Here is a 14,525-nt window from a genome sequence, read left to right on the forward strand (position 1 = left end):
CCGATGGCAGACGAACTGGAAGACATCAGCGGTGTCGGTCCCTCGAAGGCGGACGCGCTTCGCGAGGCCGGCTACGAGACGGTCGAGGACGTGAAGGCCGCCTCCCAGTCGGAGCTCTCCGAGGTCGACGGCGTCGGCAACGCGCTCGCAGCGCGTGTCAAGGCCGACGTCGGGGGGCTGGAGGTCGACGAGGAGGCGGACGCGGAGATTGAAGACGAGACCGACGAGGAGGAGCCGGTCGACGAGGCCGAGGAGTCCGAGACGGTCGAGACGGAGCTTCGGCCCCGCGGTCACGCCGACAAGACGCCGGAACTGGACGACGAGACCGCTCGCGCGCTCGCACAGAAGCACCGCGAGGGGAAACCGCAGTTCAACCGGCAGGACTACCACAAGAAAAAGCGGATCCCGACGTCGTGGCGCAAGCCGCGCGGCGGGCTCTCCAAGCAGCGCCGCCGCATGAAGTCGAAGGGGCCGGTCGTCGAGGCCGGCTTCCGTTCGCCGACGGCGTCGCGCGACCTCCACCCGAGCGGCTTCGAGGAGGTCCGCGTCCACAACACGGACGATCTTGAGGGCGTCGACGGCGACACGCAGGCGGTGCGGATCGCCTCGAAGGTCGGCGGTCGAAAGCGCGAACTGATCGAAGACGAGGCGGAGGAGCGCGGCATTCGCGTGCTGAACCCGACCTACGTCGAAGTGGAGGTCGACGATGAGTGATCTGAAGGCGCAGAAACGGCTCGCAGCGGACGAGCTCGACGTCGGCAAGGGCCGCGTCTGGCTCGACCCCGAGGCACAGGAAGAGATCGAGGACGCCATCACCCGCGAGGACGTCCGCGAGCTCATCGAACAGGGAACGATCCGCGCGAAGGACGCGAAGACGAACTCGCGCGGTCGCGCCCGCGAGCGCGCCGACAAGCGCTCGTACGGGCATCAGTCGGGCGCCGGCTCCCGCAAGGGTCGCTCCGGCGCGCGACAGGACACGAAAGACGACTGGAAGGCGCGCATCCGCGCACAGCGGGCCCGCCTGAAGGAGCTTCGCGACGACGAAGACGTGCTCGACGCCTCCGAGTACCGCACGCTGTACAACAAAGCGAGCGGGGGAGACTTCGAGGACGTCGCCCGTCTCGAGGCGTTCATCGAGACGCAGTACGGTTACGAGGTGACGGACTAATGGCGACAGGACCACGATACAAGGTGCCGATGCGGCGCCGCCGCGAGGTCCGGACGGATTACCATCAGAGGTTGCGCCTGCTGAAATCGGGCAAGCCTCGCCTGGTCGCTCGGGTGAGCAACGCTCACGTCAGGGCGCAGCTGGTGACCCCCGGATCCGACGGCGACGAGACCCACGCGGCCGCCTCCAGCGAGGAGCTCGGCGAGTACGGCTGGGACGCCCCCACGGGCAACCTCCCCAGCGCGTACCTCACCGGGTACCTCGCGGGCGCTCGCGCCGTCGACGCCGGCCTCGACGAGGCCGTCCTCGACATCGGGCTCAACACGGCGACGCCCGGCAACAAGACGTTCGCGGTACAGGAAGGAGCGATTGACGCGGGCCTCGAGATCCCGCACAACGACGACGTGCTGGCCGACTGGTCGCGCACGCGCGGCGAACACATCGCCGACTACGCCGAGCAGCTCGACGAGCCGCTGTACAGCGGCGCGTTCGACGCCAGCGAGCTACCCGAGCACTTCGACGACGTGCTCGCGACAATCCAGGAGGACCATGAGTAGACACAACGACGGCTGGGAACCGCGGACGCGACTCGGCCGCAAGGTACAGGACGGCGACATCACGTCGATGGAACAGGCGCTCCAGTCCGGGCTCCCGCTGAAGGAGGCCGAGATCGTCGACCAGCTCCTCCCGGGGCTCGAAGACGAGGTGCTGGACATCAACATGGTCCAGCGCATGACCGACTCCGGCCGCCGCGTGAAGTTCCGTTGCGTGGTCGCCGTGGGCAACCGCGACGGCTACCTCGGCTACGCGCAGGCCCGCGACGACCAGGTCGGCGGCGCGATCCAGAAGGCGATCGACGTCGCGAAGCTGAACATCATCTCGGTGGACCGCGGCTCCGGGTCCTGGGAGGACCAGCCCGGCGGCACCAACTCCCTGACCCGCACGGCGAAGGGCAAGGCCGGCTCCGTCACCGTCGAGATCAAGCCCGCCCCGCAGGGGCTGGGCCTCGCGGCCGCGGAGACGGTCCGCAACATCCTAGAGCTCGCCGGCGTCGAGGACGCCTGGACGAACTCCGACGGCAACACGCGCACGACGGTGAACCTCGCGAAGGCGACGTTCAACGCGCTGGAGAACGCGGCGCAGTCCCGTACGCCCCAGCACGCGCGCGAAGTCCACTACGACGAGGTGAGCGAGTGATGCAGGCGATCGTTCAGCTCCGCGGCGAGGTTAATCTCGGGTCCGGCGTTGAGGACACGCTCGACATGCTGAACGTCGGGCGCGTCAACCATGCGACGCTCGTCCCCGAGACGGACTCGTACAGCGGCATGATCGCGAAGGTCAACGATGTCGTCGCGTTCGGGGAACCGAGCGTCGAGGCCGTCGCGCGAACGATCGCGCGGCGCGGCGAGCCGCTCGAAGGCTCGGCCGACGTCGACGACGAGTGGATCGACGACAACACCGACTACGCCGACCTGGAGGCGCTGGCCGAGGCGCTCGTCGACGAGGAGACCACGCTGCGCGAGCAGGGTCTCTCGCCGACGCTGCGGCTCCACGCCCCCCGCGGCGGTCACGAGGGCATCAAACACCCCGTGATCGAGGGCGGCGAACTCGGGAAACACACCACCGAGGAGATCGACAGTCTCCTGGAGGCGATGCGATGACGAGCAAGAAACGACGACAGCGCGGCTCTCGGACGCACGGCGGCGGTACGCACAAGAACCGGCGCGGCGCCGGGCATCGCGGCGGTCGCGGCGCGGCCGGTCGCGCGAAACACGAGTACCACAACTACGGTCCGCTCGGCAAGCACGGGTTCAAGCGCCCCGAGGACGCTCAGACGGAGGTCCTCGAAGTGAAGATCCAGAAGCTCGACGAGGACGCGGCGCTGTACGCCGCGGACGGTCTCGCCGAGGAGGACGGCGACGCGTACGTCTTCGACGCGCGCGACGTCGTTGAGGACGGCCACGAGGCTGACGTGGTGAAGGTGCTCGGCGGCGGGCAGGTCCGCCGCGAGCTCCGCGTCACGGCCGACGCGTTCACCGCCGGTGCGGTCGAGCTCATCGAGGAGGCGGGCGGCGAGGCGACGCTCTCCGAGCGCGCCGAAGAGCCCGCTGACGAACCGGAAAACACTTCCGACGACGAGAACGACGAGGCGTAACATGAGCTGGAAGGAGGCCGCCGAACCGGTGCTCTCGCGGATGCCCGTCGTGGAGCGGCCCGCGGGACACGTCCCGTTCAGACGGAAGCTTACGTGGACGGCCGGAATCCTGATCGTCTACTTCTTCCTGACCAACATCAACCCGTTCGGGTTGGCGGTCGGGCAGGGGTCGGACTTCTTCGGGCAGTTCCGGTCGGTGCTCGCCGGGTCGTCCGGGTCGCTGCTACAGGTCGGTATCGGACCGATCGTCACGGCGTCCATCGTCCTCCAGCTGTTGGGCGGTGCGAACCTCCTCGGGCTCGACACCGAGAACGACCCGCGCGACCAGGTCCTCTATCAGGGCCTCCAGAAGCTGCTGGTGATCATCGTCTCCGCCCTCACGGCGGCGCCGATGGTGTTCACCGGGGGGTTCCTCCCCGCGGACGACGCGGTCGCGAGCGCGCTCGGCATCGGGACGTTCGGCGTTCAGGTGCTGATCTTCGCGCAGATCTTCGTCGGCGGCATCCTCATCCTGTTCATGGACGAGATCGTGAGCAAGTGGGGCGTCGGCTCCGGCGTCGGGCTGTTCATCATCGCGTCGGTGAGCCAGCAGATCGTCGGCGGCTTCTTCAGCTTCTCCGCACTCGGCGCCTCCGGCTTCTTCGCGAGCTGGTACGGCGTCATCTTCGGCGACGTGCCGGTGTCGATGTCGCCGTTCACGGCGGAGGGGCTCCAGAATCTCCTCTTCGATCCGGGGAACATTCTGGCGCTTTTCACCACGGTGTTCATCTTCGGGATCGTCGTGTACGCGGAGTCGGTCCGCGTCGAGATCCCGCTGTCGCACGCCCGCGTGAAGGGCGCCCGCGGACGCTTCCCGGTGAAGCTCATCTACGCGTCCGTCCTCCCAATGATCCTCGTTCGCGCGCTACAGGCGAACATCCAGTTCCTCGGCCAGATCCTCTCCTCGCAGTGGGCGGGGATGCCGGCGATACTCGGGACCTACAGCGAGCAGGGGCAGCCCATCGGCGGGTTGTTCTACTACCTGAACCCGATTCAGAGCCGGGGGCAGTGGATGTGGTTCCTCGGTGAGATACCGGCGTCTGTCGAGCCGTGGATGATCGCGATCCGGCTCGCAATCGACCTCGCGTTTATGATCGTCGGCGGCGCTATCTTCGCGATCTTCTGGGTCGAGACTACCGGCATGGGGCCGGAGGCGACCGCGAAACAGATCCAGAACTCCGGGATGCAGATCCCCGGGTTCCGCCGGAACCCGCAGGTCGTCGAGAAGGTCATGGAGCGGTACATCCCGCAGGTGACCGTCATCGGCGGCGCCCTCGTCGGGCTGCTCGCCGTGATGGCGAACCTGCTCGGCACCATCGGGCAGGTCTCCGGCACCGGGCTACTGCTTGCGGTCTCTATCACGTACAAGCTGTACGAGGAGATCGCCGAAGAGCAGCTCATGGAGATGCACCCGATGATGCGCCAGATGTTCGGCAACGAGTAGCGAACATCCACTCCTTTCCGTTCTTCTTCGTCCCTGAGCGACTGCGTCGTACTCAGCAGTCTCCTACCGGTGGGAGTCGAAGTGACCGACTCGGACGGCTTCTTCGAGCAACTCGACGAGACCGAGGCGATCGCCGACGATTAACCGGAATCTATCGAAACACCGGTCGAACAGACGGAAGCGGACGCCCCCCGCGCGGATGCGGATACAACGGCCGGCTCAACGTTCACCGAGCCACGACGACGTACTGGTACCTCCGGTACATCGCCAGCTGTCGATTCCGTCGGTGTAAATTCAAACGACACAGTATCGCGCCGAGTCGGTTCCTGACGCTTCGCGTCGACAACGGATCGAGAACTCGGCGTTAGGGGAGCGACCGGTCGGGTTCGGCCGCTATCGCCCGCGACTCCCGAGGTGTGACCAGATCGGGTTGTTCCGGCTGGTCGCCTTTCGCTCGGAGACGCACCGCTCGGCTCGATACCACCGAGGCCGCCGACCGCGGTCGCCCCGGCTATACGGCGTCGGACCGATCGCTCGCAGCGGCTTCGTCCGCCGCGTCCTCTTCGTCGTCGCTCATCTCCTCGGCAGCTTCTTCGACCTTTTCTTCGACGGTTTTCTCCACCGTCTCTTCGACTTTCTCGCCGACGGTTTCTTCGACGGTTTTCTCCACCGTCTCTTCGACTTTCTCGCCGACGGTCTCCTCGACGGTCTTCTCTACCGTCTCTTCGACTTTCTCGCCGACGGTCTCCTCGACGGTCTTCTCTACTGTCTCGCCCACGGTCTCTTCGACCTTGCCCGAGACCTCCTCGCTGACCGTGTCGCTGACGTCGTCGGCGACCTCGCCGACCTCCTTGTTGACGGTCTCGCCGACGCTCTTCTCGACCTCCTTGCTCACGGTCTCCTCCACCTTCTCGCCGACCGTCTCCTCGACGGTCTTCTCGACCTCCTTGCTCACCGTTTCGCCGACGGTCTTCTCGACCTCCTTGTTGACGGTCTCACCGACGGTCTTCTCGACCTCCTTGTCGACGGTCTCGCCGACGCTCTCTTCGACCTGTTTCCCGACCTGGTCGGCGACCTCGCGCGTCATCCAGTCCGGATCGAAGCGGGCCATCTTCCACACGACGTGGATCACGTACGACGCGAACACCCCGATCCCGAACGCGATCGCGACGTTGTTCACCTGCGTCGTCGCGATCAACACGATCGACAGGACGATCAGCGCGCCGTACGCGATGTCGGTCGCCGCGTCTACCCGCGCCGGGCTTACCATTCCCGGCCCTCCGTCTCCTCGTCGACCGCGCTCGCCCGCCGCGTGGGATATCCGTTCATACGGTTACCTTGCGAGCCCGCGGCGTAAAAGCCTCCCTCGTTGGGCGTCCGCGCCCCGCGCCCGGAGATCCGGAGCGCACCCCCGGACCCGGAGCGCGACCCTTTTACGCCGGATGGTCGAATCGAGCGTATGGACATCGAAGAGGGCGGACTCACCGTCTCCGTCCCGGAGGCTCGCGACGGCGCCAGCAAGGGCACCGGCGGCGGCGTCTTCTTCAACCCGACACAGGAGCTGAACCGCGACGTGACGGTCGCGACGCTGCGCGCCTACCGCGACCGCGAACCGCGCGTCGCCTCGTACCTCGACGCGATGGCCGCCTCCGGGGTCAGGGGGGTCCGCGCCGCCGCGGAGGGGTATCGGGTCACCTGCGCCGACGTCGACGCGGACGCGGTCGAGCTCGCCGCCACGAACCTCGACGCCAACGGCCTCGACGGCGAGGCGGTCCACCGCGACGTCAACGCCCTCCTGTACGACGAGGGGCCGTTCGACGTCGTCGATCTGGACCCGTACGGCACACCGATCCCCTTCGCGGACGCCGCGTTCGCGAACGGGCGCAACCTGGTCTGCGTCACCGCCACCGACACCGCGCCGCTGTGCGGCGCCCACCTCAACAGCGGGATCCGGAAGTACGGCGCGGTCCCGCGCAACACCGACTATCACCCCGAGATGGGGCTCCGAACGCTGATATCCGCCTTGGTGCGGACTGCCGCGCGCTACGACAAGGCGGCGACGCCGATCCTCTCGCACGTCTCCCGTCACTACGCGCGGACCTACCTCGAACTGGAGTCGGGCGCCCGCGCGGCCGACGACTGCCTCGACGGCGTGGGGTACGTCGACCACTGCGAGGACTGCCTCTGGCGCTCGGCGACGCCGGGGCACGTCGCCGACCCGGTCGACGCCTGCCCGGAGTGCGGGAGCGACCGCGTCCTCACGGCCGGTCCGATCTGGCTCGGCCCGGTCGCGGACGCCGACTTCGCGCGCGCCGTCCGCCGCGAGGTGACGGACGACATGGGCGAGGCGAAGCGTGCGCGCAAGCTGCTCGGGACGGTCGCTCGCGAACTCGACACCCCCACGCACTACGACCAGCACCGGCTGTACAAGGAGTGGGGTGAGCCCGCGATCGGGATGGACGAGTTCGTCGAGCGCGTCCGCGGGGCCGGCCACGAGGCGAGCCGCGCGCACTACCGTGGCACGGCGGTGAAGAGCACGGCGTCCATCCCCGAGATGCGCGAGGCGGTCCTCGGCGACAACGCGGACTGACGGGGCCGCGGCCGCGTTCGCTCCCGCCGCGAATTCCACCCCACGAGCGCCCGCCCGCGCCGCGCCCGGCACCCTCCCGCTTTTGTCGCGGTCGGTCGAAACGCGTGACGTGTCTCGACACTCGCGCACCGCGTTCGGGACGGTTCGACGCGTCGCCGACCTCGCGGTCGACAGGCAGGTGACGTTCCTCGCGGCCGCCATCGCCTACTACGCGTTCGTCTCGCTCGTCCCCGCGCTCCTGCTGCTGGTCGTCGTCGCCACCGCCGTCTTCGGCGAGACCATCGCCGCCGAGCTGGTGGCGTCCACGGGCGAGTTCCTCACGCCGGCCGGCGAGGAGGCGGTCGTCGGGGCCGTCTCCTCGGCCGGCGGGCGGACCGGCGCGAGCCTGCTCGGGGTCGGGCTGCTGATCTGGTCGACGCTGAAGGTGTTCCGCGGGCTCGACACGGCGTTCGTCTCGCTGTACGGCGGCGAGGAGGCGCCCGGCCTCCTCAAGCAGGTCGCCGACGCCGCCTCGGTCGTCGTCGGCGTCGGCGTCGGCCTCGGCGTGATGGTCGCCGTGGGCGCGTTCGTCGCGGCCGCGGACGCGCTTCCCCTGATCGAGGCGGCGAGCGTCCTCGCCCTGCCCGCTCTCCTCGCGGTCGTGTTCCTCCCGATGTACTACCTCCTGCCGCAGCCGGCGATCGCCGTCCGCGAGGCGCTGCCGGGCGCGGCGTTCGCGGCGGTCTGCTGGACGCTGCTTCAGGCCGGGTTTCAGGTGTACGCCGCGGGCGCCGCGCAGTACGAGGTGTACGGCGTCATCGGCGGCATCCTCCTGCTGGTCACGTGGCTGTACCTCGCCGCCGTCGTCGTCGTCCTCGGTGGCGTGGTCAACGTGGTGCTCGCCGGGCGGGGGACTGGCGGCGACGACTCCGGGGAGGCCGGGGGCGGCGGTCCCGCCGCCGCGTTCGACGGCACCGACGACGCCGCGGACCGGCAGTTACAACAGGACCGCGACCGACCCACGGGTATGAACGGCGAGTCGGATCCCGAGGGGGACGACGGCGAACGGCCGCGCGGCGCGCCGGACGTCGCCGCCCTCGAAGCGGAGGTCCGGGAGCTGCGGTCGCAGCTCGACGAGTTCGAGGACGACGTGGAACGCCGGACGGTCGACAAACCGGAGGTCGAGTCGGAGCTGAAGCGGTACGTCCGCTCGCGGATGCGCCGCGGCCACGCCCGCGGCTGGGGCCCGTACCTCGTGCTGCTGTACGGGACCGTGCTGACGCTCGCCGCGTTGACCTCCCTCGACGGGATCTACGCGGTCGGCGCCATCGTCGTCCTCGGACTCTCGACGCTCGGCCTGTACACGATCTTCGTCGTCGTCGGTATCGGCCTCAACCTGATCGAAACGCCGGGGAAGGCGCTCGACTACGCCCGCCGCCGCGGCGATGACTGACCGGACGACGGACGCGTGACGGGACTCGTCGCCGCCGAGCGTGGGATCGGCGAGTTCGCCGTCGTCGACGCCCTCCCGGAGGCCGTCGTCGTGGTCTTCGCGGCAGTCACCCACCTCGCGGACCCGTGGCTGCTCTTCGCCATGCTCGCCGTCGGCTACTGGTTCGCGAGCGAGGGGGTCGCGGGCTCGCCGCGCCGCGCCGGCGCCACGGCCATCGCGGCCGTCACCTGCGCGTACGCCGCGACGGCGCTCGGCAAGGCGTGGTTCGCGGCCCCCCGCCCGCCCGGCGCGATGCCCCCGGCGGACGTGCCGACGTGGCTCCCCGCGCTCCTGTCGGGCTGGTACGAGGCGCAGGTGCTCTCGGACGGGTTCGGCTTCCCGAGCGGGCACGCCACCGGCGGCGCGGCGGCGTACCTCGCGCTCGCGCTGCTGTACGACCGGCTCTGGACCGACCGCGCCCGCTACCTCGCGGCCGGGGCGGTCGCCGTCGCCGTCGCGGCCTCGCGGGTCGTCATCGAAGTCCACTACCTCGTCGACGTGCTCGCCGGCCTGCTCGTCGGCGCGGGGACCGTCGCCGTTGCCCTGCGGCTCGCCGGCGACCCGCGGGTCCGCGGCTCGCCCGGCACGGACGCGGCGGCCGGACCGACCGCCGATCTGAACCCCGCACCGGCGTTCGCCCTCGCGGCGGTCGTCTCCGCGGGCGCGCTGGCCGTCGCCGTCGCCGGCGGGCACACGGGGGAAGTCGTCGAGGCGGGGATCGGGATCGCCACCGGTGCCGGGGGCGCGATCGGCTGGCGGTTCGTCGACGGCGAGGAGCCGTCGGTCCCGCCCCGCGTCGCCGTCCCCGCGCTCGCGGTCACCGGCGGCCTCTGGGTCGGCGCGTACGCCCTCGCGGGGACGCTGCCGGTGACGCTGGTCGCGACGACCGCCGCCGTGGTCGCCGTCGTCGCGCTCCCGGCGCTGTCCGGGCGGATCGAGCGGTCGCTCGCCGAGTGACGCGGCGTCGGAAAAAGTCCCGTCGCGGACCGCGGTCAGGGGCTACTCGACTCGGACCGGGCTCAGAACGTCTCCAGGTAGCGGTCCTCCTCCCACTGCGACACCTGGGTGAGGTACTCGCTGAACTCCTGAGACTTCGCCTCGGCGAACTTCTCGGAGGTGTGCGGGCCGAGCGCCTCCTGGAGCACCTCGTCGGTCTCCAGCTCCTCGACCGCGGCGCCGAGGTTCGGGGGCAGCGTCTCGATGCCGTACTCCTCGCGCTTCGCGTCGTCGAACTCGTAGATGTCCTCGCGGACCGGGTCGCCCGGGTCGGCGCCGGTCTTGATCCCGTCGAGGCCGGCGGCGATGAGCGACGCCATGCCGAGGTAGGGGTTACAGGACGGGTCGGGGCTGCGGACCTCGAAGCGCGCGGAGACGCCCGCGGCGTCCGGGACGCGGACGAGCGCCGAGCGGTTCGTGTCGGACCACGCGACGTAGATCGGGGCCTCGTAGCCGGGCACCAGCCGCTTGTAGGAGTTCACGGTCGGGTTCGTGACCGCCGTGAACGCGGGGGCGTGGTTCAGGATGCCGCCCATGAACTGGTAGGCCGTCTCGCTCAGGTTGAACTCGTCGGAGTCGTCGGCGAAGGCGTTGCCGTCCTCGTCGAACAGCGAGATGTGGCTGTGCATGCCCGAGCCGTTGATGTCGGCGATGGGCTTGGGCATGAACGTCGCGTGGAGGTCGTGCTGCTCGGCGACCGCGCGAACGACGGCGCGGAACGTCGCGATGTTGTCCGCGGTCGTGAGCGCGTCGGCGTACTTGAAGTTGATCTCGTGTTGGCCCTCCGCGACCTCGTGGTGGGAGGCCTCGATCTCGAAGCCCATCTCCTCTAAGGTGAAGATGATCTCCTTGCGCACGTCGGACGCGAGGTCCTTCGGGGCGAGATCGAAGTAGCCGCCGTTGTCGTGCGGGATGGTCGTCGCGTTGCCGTCGTCGTCCTTCTCGAACAGGAAGAACTCCGGCTCCGGCCCGATCGAGACGGAGTAGCCCATCTCCTCGGCCTCGGCGAGGACCGACTTCAGGACCTGCCGCGGCCCGCCGACGAACGGCTCGCCGTCGGTGTCGACGATGTCACAGATGAGCCGCGCCGCGCCCGAGTCGCCGTCGTTGCGCCACGGGAGCACCGCGAACGTGTCGGGGTCGGGGACGAGCCGCATGTCCGACTCCTGGATGCGCACGAACCCCTCGATTGAGGAGCCGTCGAAGTAGATGCCTTCGGTGAACGCCTTCTCCGCCTGGTGGGCGGGGACGGAGACGTTCTTCACGACGCCGAGGATGTCAGTGAACTGAAGCCGCAGGAAATCGACGTTCTGCTCCTCGATCTCGTCGAGTACCGCCTGTTCCTCGGCCGTGAGGCCGCCGTCCGGTTTCGCGTGTTCGTCCGTCATGTTCTGGACGTTTGATTCGTTATCTGCCAGTATAAAGGCCTTATCGCTTGGCGCATGAACCGCCGGACAGGCAAAACTGCTGGACGTTCGTAAAATTCTAAACCCCCGAAAGCGTGGTTAGGTGTGATGACGTACGAAAACCTCGACGCGAAGCTCATCAACTCGCTGCTCAGCAACGGCCGCGCGAGTCTCCGGAGCTTGGGCGACGAACTCGACGTATCGGTGACGACCGTTTCGAACCACCTGCGCGACCTCGAAGAGGAAGGCGTCATTCGGGGGTACACGCCCGTCGTCGACTACGACAAGCTCGGCTACGACGTGACCGCCGTGCTCCAGCTCAAGGTCGAAGGGAGCGCGCTGCCGGACGTGACCGAGAAGCTGCGGCAGGAGAAACAGATGGTGAGCGTCTACGAGGTCACCGGGGATTACGACGTGATCGCCATCGGGAAGTTTACCGACACGGACGGGATGAACGACCAGATCAAGTCGATCCTCACGGACGCGGACATCAGGGAGTCGAACACGAGCGTCGTCCTCAACGCGGTCACGGAGAACGAGCAGTTCGACCTCGACGTCAAGGAGTAGTTCGGCCGCCGCCGGGGCCCTCTCCGCGCCGCCGACACCTCTCTTCGTACCGGCGCGAGCCGTCCCCGCGCTGCCCGCTGCCGGCTCAGTCTCTCCGCCGCTCCGCCGCCGCCTCCAGCGTCTCCACCGCCGGGAGCGGCTCGCCCGTCAGCGCGCGGATGTACGCGCCGCCCGCGATGGAGACGTGCGAGAAGTCCGCCTCGCTCAGCCCGTACATCTCGATGGCCCGCGAGGTGTCGCCCCCGCCGACGACCGAGAAGCAGTCCGTCTCCGCGATGGCGTCGAGGACGCCCACGGTGCCGTCGGCGAACCGCTCGTCCTCGAAGACGCCGAGCGCGCCCTTCACGAAGACCGCGTCGGACTCGCGGATCGCCGGCTCGTAGTCGGCGACCGTCGTCGCCCCCACGTCGAGGTACCCCGTCTCCTTCTCGCCGATGTCGTCGACGGGGACCTCAGCGCGCTCGCCGTCGGGACCCTCGTACGCAAGGTCGCTCGCGAGGCGGATCGCGTCGCCGCGCTCGTCGAGGACCGACTCGATCAGCTCGCGGTTCCGCTCCCACTGCTCGTCGAAGAGGTCCATCTCGCCCACGTCGCGGCCGACGGGGTGACCCGCGGCGCGGAGGAATAGCTCCCCGGCGACGCCGCCGAGGAGGAAGCGGTCGACGCGGTCGTCGAGGGCGTCCATTACGCCGATCACGTCGGTCGCCTTCGTCCCCCCGACGACCATCGTGACCGGGCCGTCGAACTCGTGGGTCGCGATCGCGGTGTTCGCCTCGTACTCCGTCTCCATCACGCGGCCCGCGTACGCGGGGAGGACGAGCGGGAAGCCGACGAGCGAGGCGTGCTTCCGGTGGGCCGCCGAGTAGGCGTCGTTGACGTACGCGTCGAACAGCGGCGCGAGCGTCCGGACGAACTCCGTCTCGGCCTTCTCTTCGGGCGACGCCTCCGGAAGCTCGTCGTCGCACATCCGCGTGTTCTCCAGCAGGAGGATCTCTCCCGCGTCGAGCGCGTCGATCGCCTCCAGCGCCTCGTCGCCGTACGTGTCGGCCACGAACCCAACGTCGCGGCCGACGCGGTCGGCGAGGATCTCGGCGTGGCCGCCGAGCGACGTGAAGTCGTCGCGACCGGGTCGGCCCTGATGGGCCAGCAGGACGACGCGGTGTCCCGCCTCGGCCAGCTCGCGGACGGTCTCCGCGTGGCGCTCGAAGCGGCGGTTGTCCTGCGGTGTTCCGTCCTCGATGGGCGAGTTGAGGTCCAGTCGGACGAGGACGCGCGAGTCTGCCGAGAGGTCGTCGAGGGTGTTGAACGCGGGCATGGGTGAGGAGTCGTCGATGAGCTCGTTAAGCGGTTGCGCTCCGGGGGAACGTTGCCGTCCGAAGGTCCGTCCCGTCGAACGGGCGGTGCGTGTCGAGCGCGTCGGTCCCGACGCGCCAGACGAACCGGCCGTCTACGCCTCGTCGTGGACGTACGCGGCCATGTCGAGCAGCCGGTTCGAGAAGCCGTACTCGTTGTCGTACCAGGTGAGGATCTTCAGCAGCTTCCCGCCGGCGATGACGTTCGTCGACTGGAGGTCGACGTAGCTGGAGAACGGGAGGCCGACGATGTCGGAGGAGACGACCTCGTCGTCGGTGTAGCCGAGAACGCCCGCGAGCGGACCGGAGTCGGCGGCTTCGCGGAAGGCGGCGTTGACCTCCTCCTCGGTGACGGTCTCGTCGAGGCTGACGACGAACTCGGTGAGGGAGCCGCTCGGGACCGGGACGCGCATCGCCATGCCGTCGATCTTCCCCTCCAGCTGCGGGAGGACCTTCTGCGCCGCGCCCGCGGCGCCCGTCGAGGTGGGAACGATGTTCTCGGCAGCCGCGCGGCCGCGGCGACGCTTGCTCATCGGGCCGTCGATGAGGCTCTGCGAGCCCGTGTAGGCGTGGACGGTGGTGAGGGTACCGGCGTCGATGCCGAACTCCGCGTCGAGCACCTTCGCGACCGGCGTGATGGAGTTCGTCGTACAGGAGGCGTTCGAGATCACGTCGTCGCCCTCGTACTCGTCGTGGTTGACGCCGTAGACGAGCTGTTTGACCGGCTTGTCGCCCTTCGGGGGCGCCGAGATGATCACGGTGTCGGCGCCGCCGTCGAGGTGCGCGCTCGCGTCGTCGCGGGTGCGGAAGACGCCCGTACACTCTAGGGCGACGTCGACATCGAGCTCGTCCCACGGGAGGTCGGCGGGGTCCTGAACGTTGAACAGCGGGACGGCCGTGTCGCCGACCGTCAGCTCATCGCCGTCGCGCTCGACGCCGTCGAGACGACCCATGACGGTGTCGTACTTCGCGAGATACCCCATGTCGTCGAAGTCCATCACGTCGTTGATCCCGACGAGTTCGATCCGCGGGCTCTCTAACACCGCGCGGAACACGTTGCGCCCGATGCGACCGAAGCCGTTGAGGCCCACCCGCACGACCTCGTCGTCGCTCACGTCGTCACCGGCCGCCAGATTCGATTTACTCATATTCGAAAAAGCCGAGCCGCAACTACTTAAATCCGGCCCAGTCGCGGCGAGACCGTCATAATCGTTGGAATTTGTTACGGCCGGTGTCGCGTCTCGCGGCCGAGGGCCGGCGACGGCGGTCGCTCGTCGTCCGCCGGATCGCTGCTTTCCCGCGGCGGATAGCGGCCGATACGGCGACCGACAGAAGGC

General features: G+C 68.9%; 15 protein-coding genes. 11 read left to right on the plus strand and 4 right to left on the minus strand.

Annotation, left to right across the window (positions count from 1 at the left end):
- Positions 1-3 precede the first annotated feature (3 nt).
- The 7 genes from EXE47_RS00220 to secY are packed head-to-tail and all read left to right on the plus strand — an operon-like array spanning position 4 to position 4,806.
- Entirely contained in the window at positions 4-714 is a 711-nt protein-coding gene (locus EXE47_RS00220; protein WP_049930196.1) for a 50S ribosomal protein L32e, read from the plus strand.
- Positions 707-1,168 carry a 50S ribosomal protein L19e gene (locus EXE47_RS00225; RefSeq protein ID WP_049930197.1) on the plus strand — a complete coding sequence of 154 codons (462 nt, stop codon included), beginning with the start codon at positions 707-709 and terminating at the stop codon, positions 1,166-1,168. Before EXE47_RS00220 ends, EXE47_RS00225 begins: the two co-directional genes overlap by 8 nt.
- A complete protein-coding gene (locus EXE47_RS00230; protein ID WP_049930198.1) occupies positions 1,168-1,725 on the plus strand; it encodes a 50S ribosomal protein L18 in 558 nt (185 codons plus the stop codon). Before EXE47_RS00225 ends, EXE47_RS00230 begins: the two co-directional genes overlap by 1 nt.
- The gene (locus tag EXE47_RS00235) at positions 1,718-2,365 is read left to right on the plus strand and encodes a 30S ribosomal protein S5 (protein ID WP_049930200.1); all 648 of its coding nucleotides are present in this window, start codon (positions 1,718-1,720) and stop codon (positions 2,363-2,365) included. The genes EXE47_RS00230 and EXE47_RS00235 overlap by 8 nt, the downstream gene beginning before the upstream one ends.
- On the plus strand, positions 2,365-2,829 hold the full coding sequence (locus tag EXE47_RS00240) for a 50S ribosomal protein L30 (RefSeq protein ID WP_049930202.1): 465 nt from the start codon (positions 2,365-2,367) through the stop codon (positions 2,827-2,829). The genes EXE47_RS00235 and EXE47_RS00240 overlap by 1 nt, the downstream gene beginning before the upstream one ends.
- Entirely contained in the window at positions 2,826-3,323 is a 498-nt protein-coding gene (locus EXE47_RS00245; RefSeq protein WP_086216135.1) for an uL15m family ribosomal protein, read from the plus strand. Before EXE47_RS00240 ends, EXE47_RS00245 begins: the two co-directional genes overlap by 4 nt.
- Before the next feature lies 1 nt (position 3,324).
- Positions 3,325-4,806 carry a preprotein translocase subunit SecY gene (gene secY, locus EXE47_RS00250; protein ID WP_049930205.1) on the plus strand — a complete coding sequence of 494 codons (1,482 nt, stop codon included), beginning with the start codon at positions 3,325-3,327 and terminating at the stop codon, positions 4,804-4,806.
- 511 nt (positions 4,807-5,317) lie between these two features.
- Here the strand turns inward: secY and EXE47_RS00255 are convergent.
- Entirely contained in the window at positions 5,318-6,076 is a 759-nt protein-coding gene (locus tag EXE47_RS00255; RefSeq protein ID WP_049930207.1) for a hypothetical protein, read from the minus strand.
- Between the two features lie 189 nt (positions 6,077-6,265).
- Here EXE47_RS00255 and EXE47_RS00260 point away from each other — a divergent pair, with 189 nt between their 5' ends.
- The 3 genes from EXE47_RS00260 to EXE47_RS00270 all read left to right on the plus strand — a co-directional run bounded on the left by EXE47_RS00260 (position 6,266) and on the right by EXE47_RS00270 (position 9,824).
- Positions 6,266-7,396: a tRNA (guanine(26)-N(2))-dimethyltransferase gene (locus EXE47_RS00260; RefSeq protein ID WP_049930208.1), complete on the plus strand. Its 1,131-nt coding sequence runs from the start codon at positions 6,266-6,268 to the stop codon at positions 7,394-7,396.
- Between the two features lie 109 nt (positions 7,397-7,505).
- Positions 7,506-8,828 (plus strand): YihY/virulence factor BrkB family protein, encoded by a 1,323-nt coding sequence (locus EXE47_RS00265; RefSeq protein WP_089308357.1) that lies wholly within the window; start codon positions 7,506-7,508, stop codon positions 8,826-8,828.
- Positions 8,829-8,843: 15 nt separating this feature from the next.
- Entirely contained in the window at positions 8,844-9,824 is a 981-nt protein-coding gene (locus EXE47_RS00270) for a phosphatase PAP2 family protein (RefSeq protein WP_049930211.1), read from the plus strand.
- 62 nt (positions 9,825-9,886) lie between these two features.
- Here EXE47_RS00270 and glnA read toward each other — a convergent pair whose 3' ends face one another.
- The gene (gene glnA / locus EXE47_RS00275) at positions 9,887-11,251 is read right to left on the minus strand and encodes a type I glutamate--ammonia ligase (RefSeq protein ID WP_086216099.1); all 1,365 of its coding nucleotides are present in this window, start codon (positions 11,249-11,251) and stop codon (positions 9,887-9,889) included.
- A gap of 126 nt (positions 11,252-11,377) precedes the next feature.
- Here glnA and lrp point away from each other — a divergent pair, with 126 nt between their 5' ends.
- Positions 11,378-11,836: an HTH-type transcriptional regulator Lrp gene (lrp, locus tag EXE47_RS00280; protein ID WP_008441157.1), complete on the plus strand. Its 459-nt coding sequence runs from the start codon at positions 11,378-11,380 to the stop codon at positions 11,834-11,836.
- 85 nt (positions 11,837-11,921) lie between these two features.
- Here lrp and EXE47_RS00285 read toward each other — a convergent pair whose 3' ends face one another.
- On the minus strand, positions 11,922-13,151 hold the full coding sequence (locus EXE47_RS00285) for a phosphoglycerate kinase (protein ID WP_137707939.1): 1,230 nt from the start codon (positions 13,149-13,151) through the stop codon (positions 11,922-11,924).
- Positions 13,152-13,283: 132 nt separating this feature from the next.
- Positions 13,284-14,336 (minus strand): type I glyceraldehyde-3-phosphate dehydrogenase, encoded by a 1,053-nt coding sequence (gap, locus tag EXE47_RS00290; protein ID WP_137707940.1) that lies wholly within the window; start codon positions 14,334-14,336, stop codon positions 13,284-13,286.
- Positions 14,337-14,525 lie beyond the last annotated feature (189 nt).

Origin of the sequence: Halorubrum sp. GN12_10-3_MGM, from assembly GCF_005435235.1 — an archaeon.
In the GTDB taxonomy this organism is placed as follows: Archaea; Halobacteriota; Halobacteria; order Halobacteriales; family Haloferacaceae; genus Halorubrum; species Halorubrum ezzemoulense.

What these genes read in the sequence shown, in the direction of transcription:
- EXE47_RS00225 (WP_049930197.1), top strand. Translation starts at nt 707, where the DNA reads ATGAGTGATCTGAAGGCGCAGAAACGGCTCGCAGCGGACGAGCTCGAC.
- secY (WP_049930205.1), top strand. Translation starts at nt 3,325, where the DNA reads ATGAGCTGGAAGGAGGCCGCCGAACCGGTGCTCTCGCGGATGCCCGTC.
- EXE47_RS00245 (WP_086216135.1), top strand. Translation starts at nt 2,826, where the DNA reads ATGACGAGCAAGAAACGACGACAGCGCGGCTCTCGGACGCACGGCGGC.
- EXE47_RS00230 (WP_049930198.1), top strand. Translation starts at nt 1,168, where the DNA reads ATGGCGACAGGACCACGATACAAGGTGCCGATGCGGCGCCGCCGCGAG.
- EXE47_RS00255 (WP_049930207.1), bottom strand. Translation starts at nt 6,076, where the DNA reads ATGGTAAGCCCGGCGCGGGTAGACGCGGCGACCGACATCGCGTACGGC.
- EXE47_RS00240 (WP_049930202.1), top strand. Translation starts at nt 2,365, where the DNA reads ATGCAGGCGATCGTTCAGCTCCGCGGCGAGGTTAATCTCGGGTCCGGC.
- lrp (WP_008441157.1), top strand. Translation starts at nt 11,378, where the DNA reads ATGACGTACGAAAACCTCGACGCGAAGCTCATCAACTCGCTGCTCAGC.
- gap (WP_137707940.1), bottom strand. Translation starts at nt 14,336, where the DNA reads ATGAGTAAATCGAATCTGGCGGCCGGTGACGACGTGAGCGACGACGAG.
- EXE47_RS00220 (WP_049930196.1), top strand. Translation starts at nt 4, where the DNA reads ATGGCAGACGAACTGGAAGACATCAGCGGTGTCGGTCCCTCGAAGGCG.
- EXE47_RS00285 (WP_137707939.1), bottom strand. Translation starts at nt 13,151, where the DNA reads ATGCCCGCGTTCAACACCCTCGACGACCTCTCGGCAGACTCGCGCGTC.
- glnA (WP_086216099.1), bottom strand. Translation starts at nt 11,251, where the DNA reads ATGACGGACGAACACGCGAAACCGGACGGCGGCCTCACGGCCGAGGAA.
- EXE47_RS00235 (WP_049930200.1), top strand. Translation starts at nt 1,718, where the DNA reads ATGAGTAGACACAACGACGGCTGGGAACCGCGGACGCGACTCGGCCGC.
- EXE47_RS00260 (WP_049930208.1), top strand. Translation starts at nt 6,266, where the DNA reads ATGGACATCGAAGAGGGCGGACTCACCGTCTCCGTCCCGGAGGCTCGC.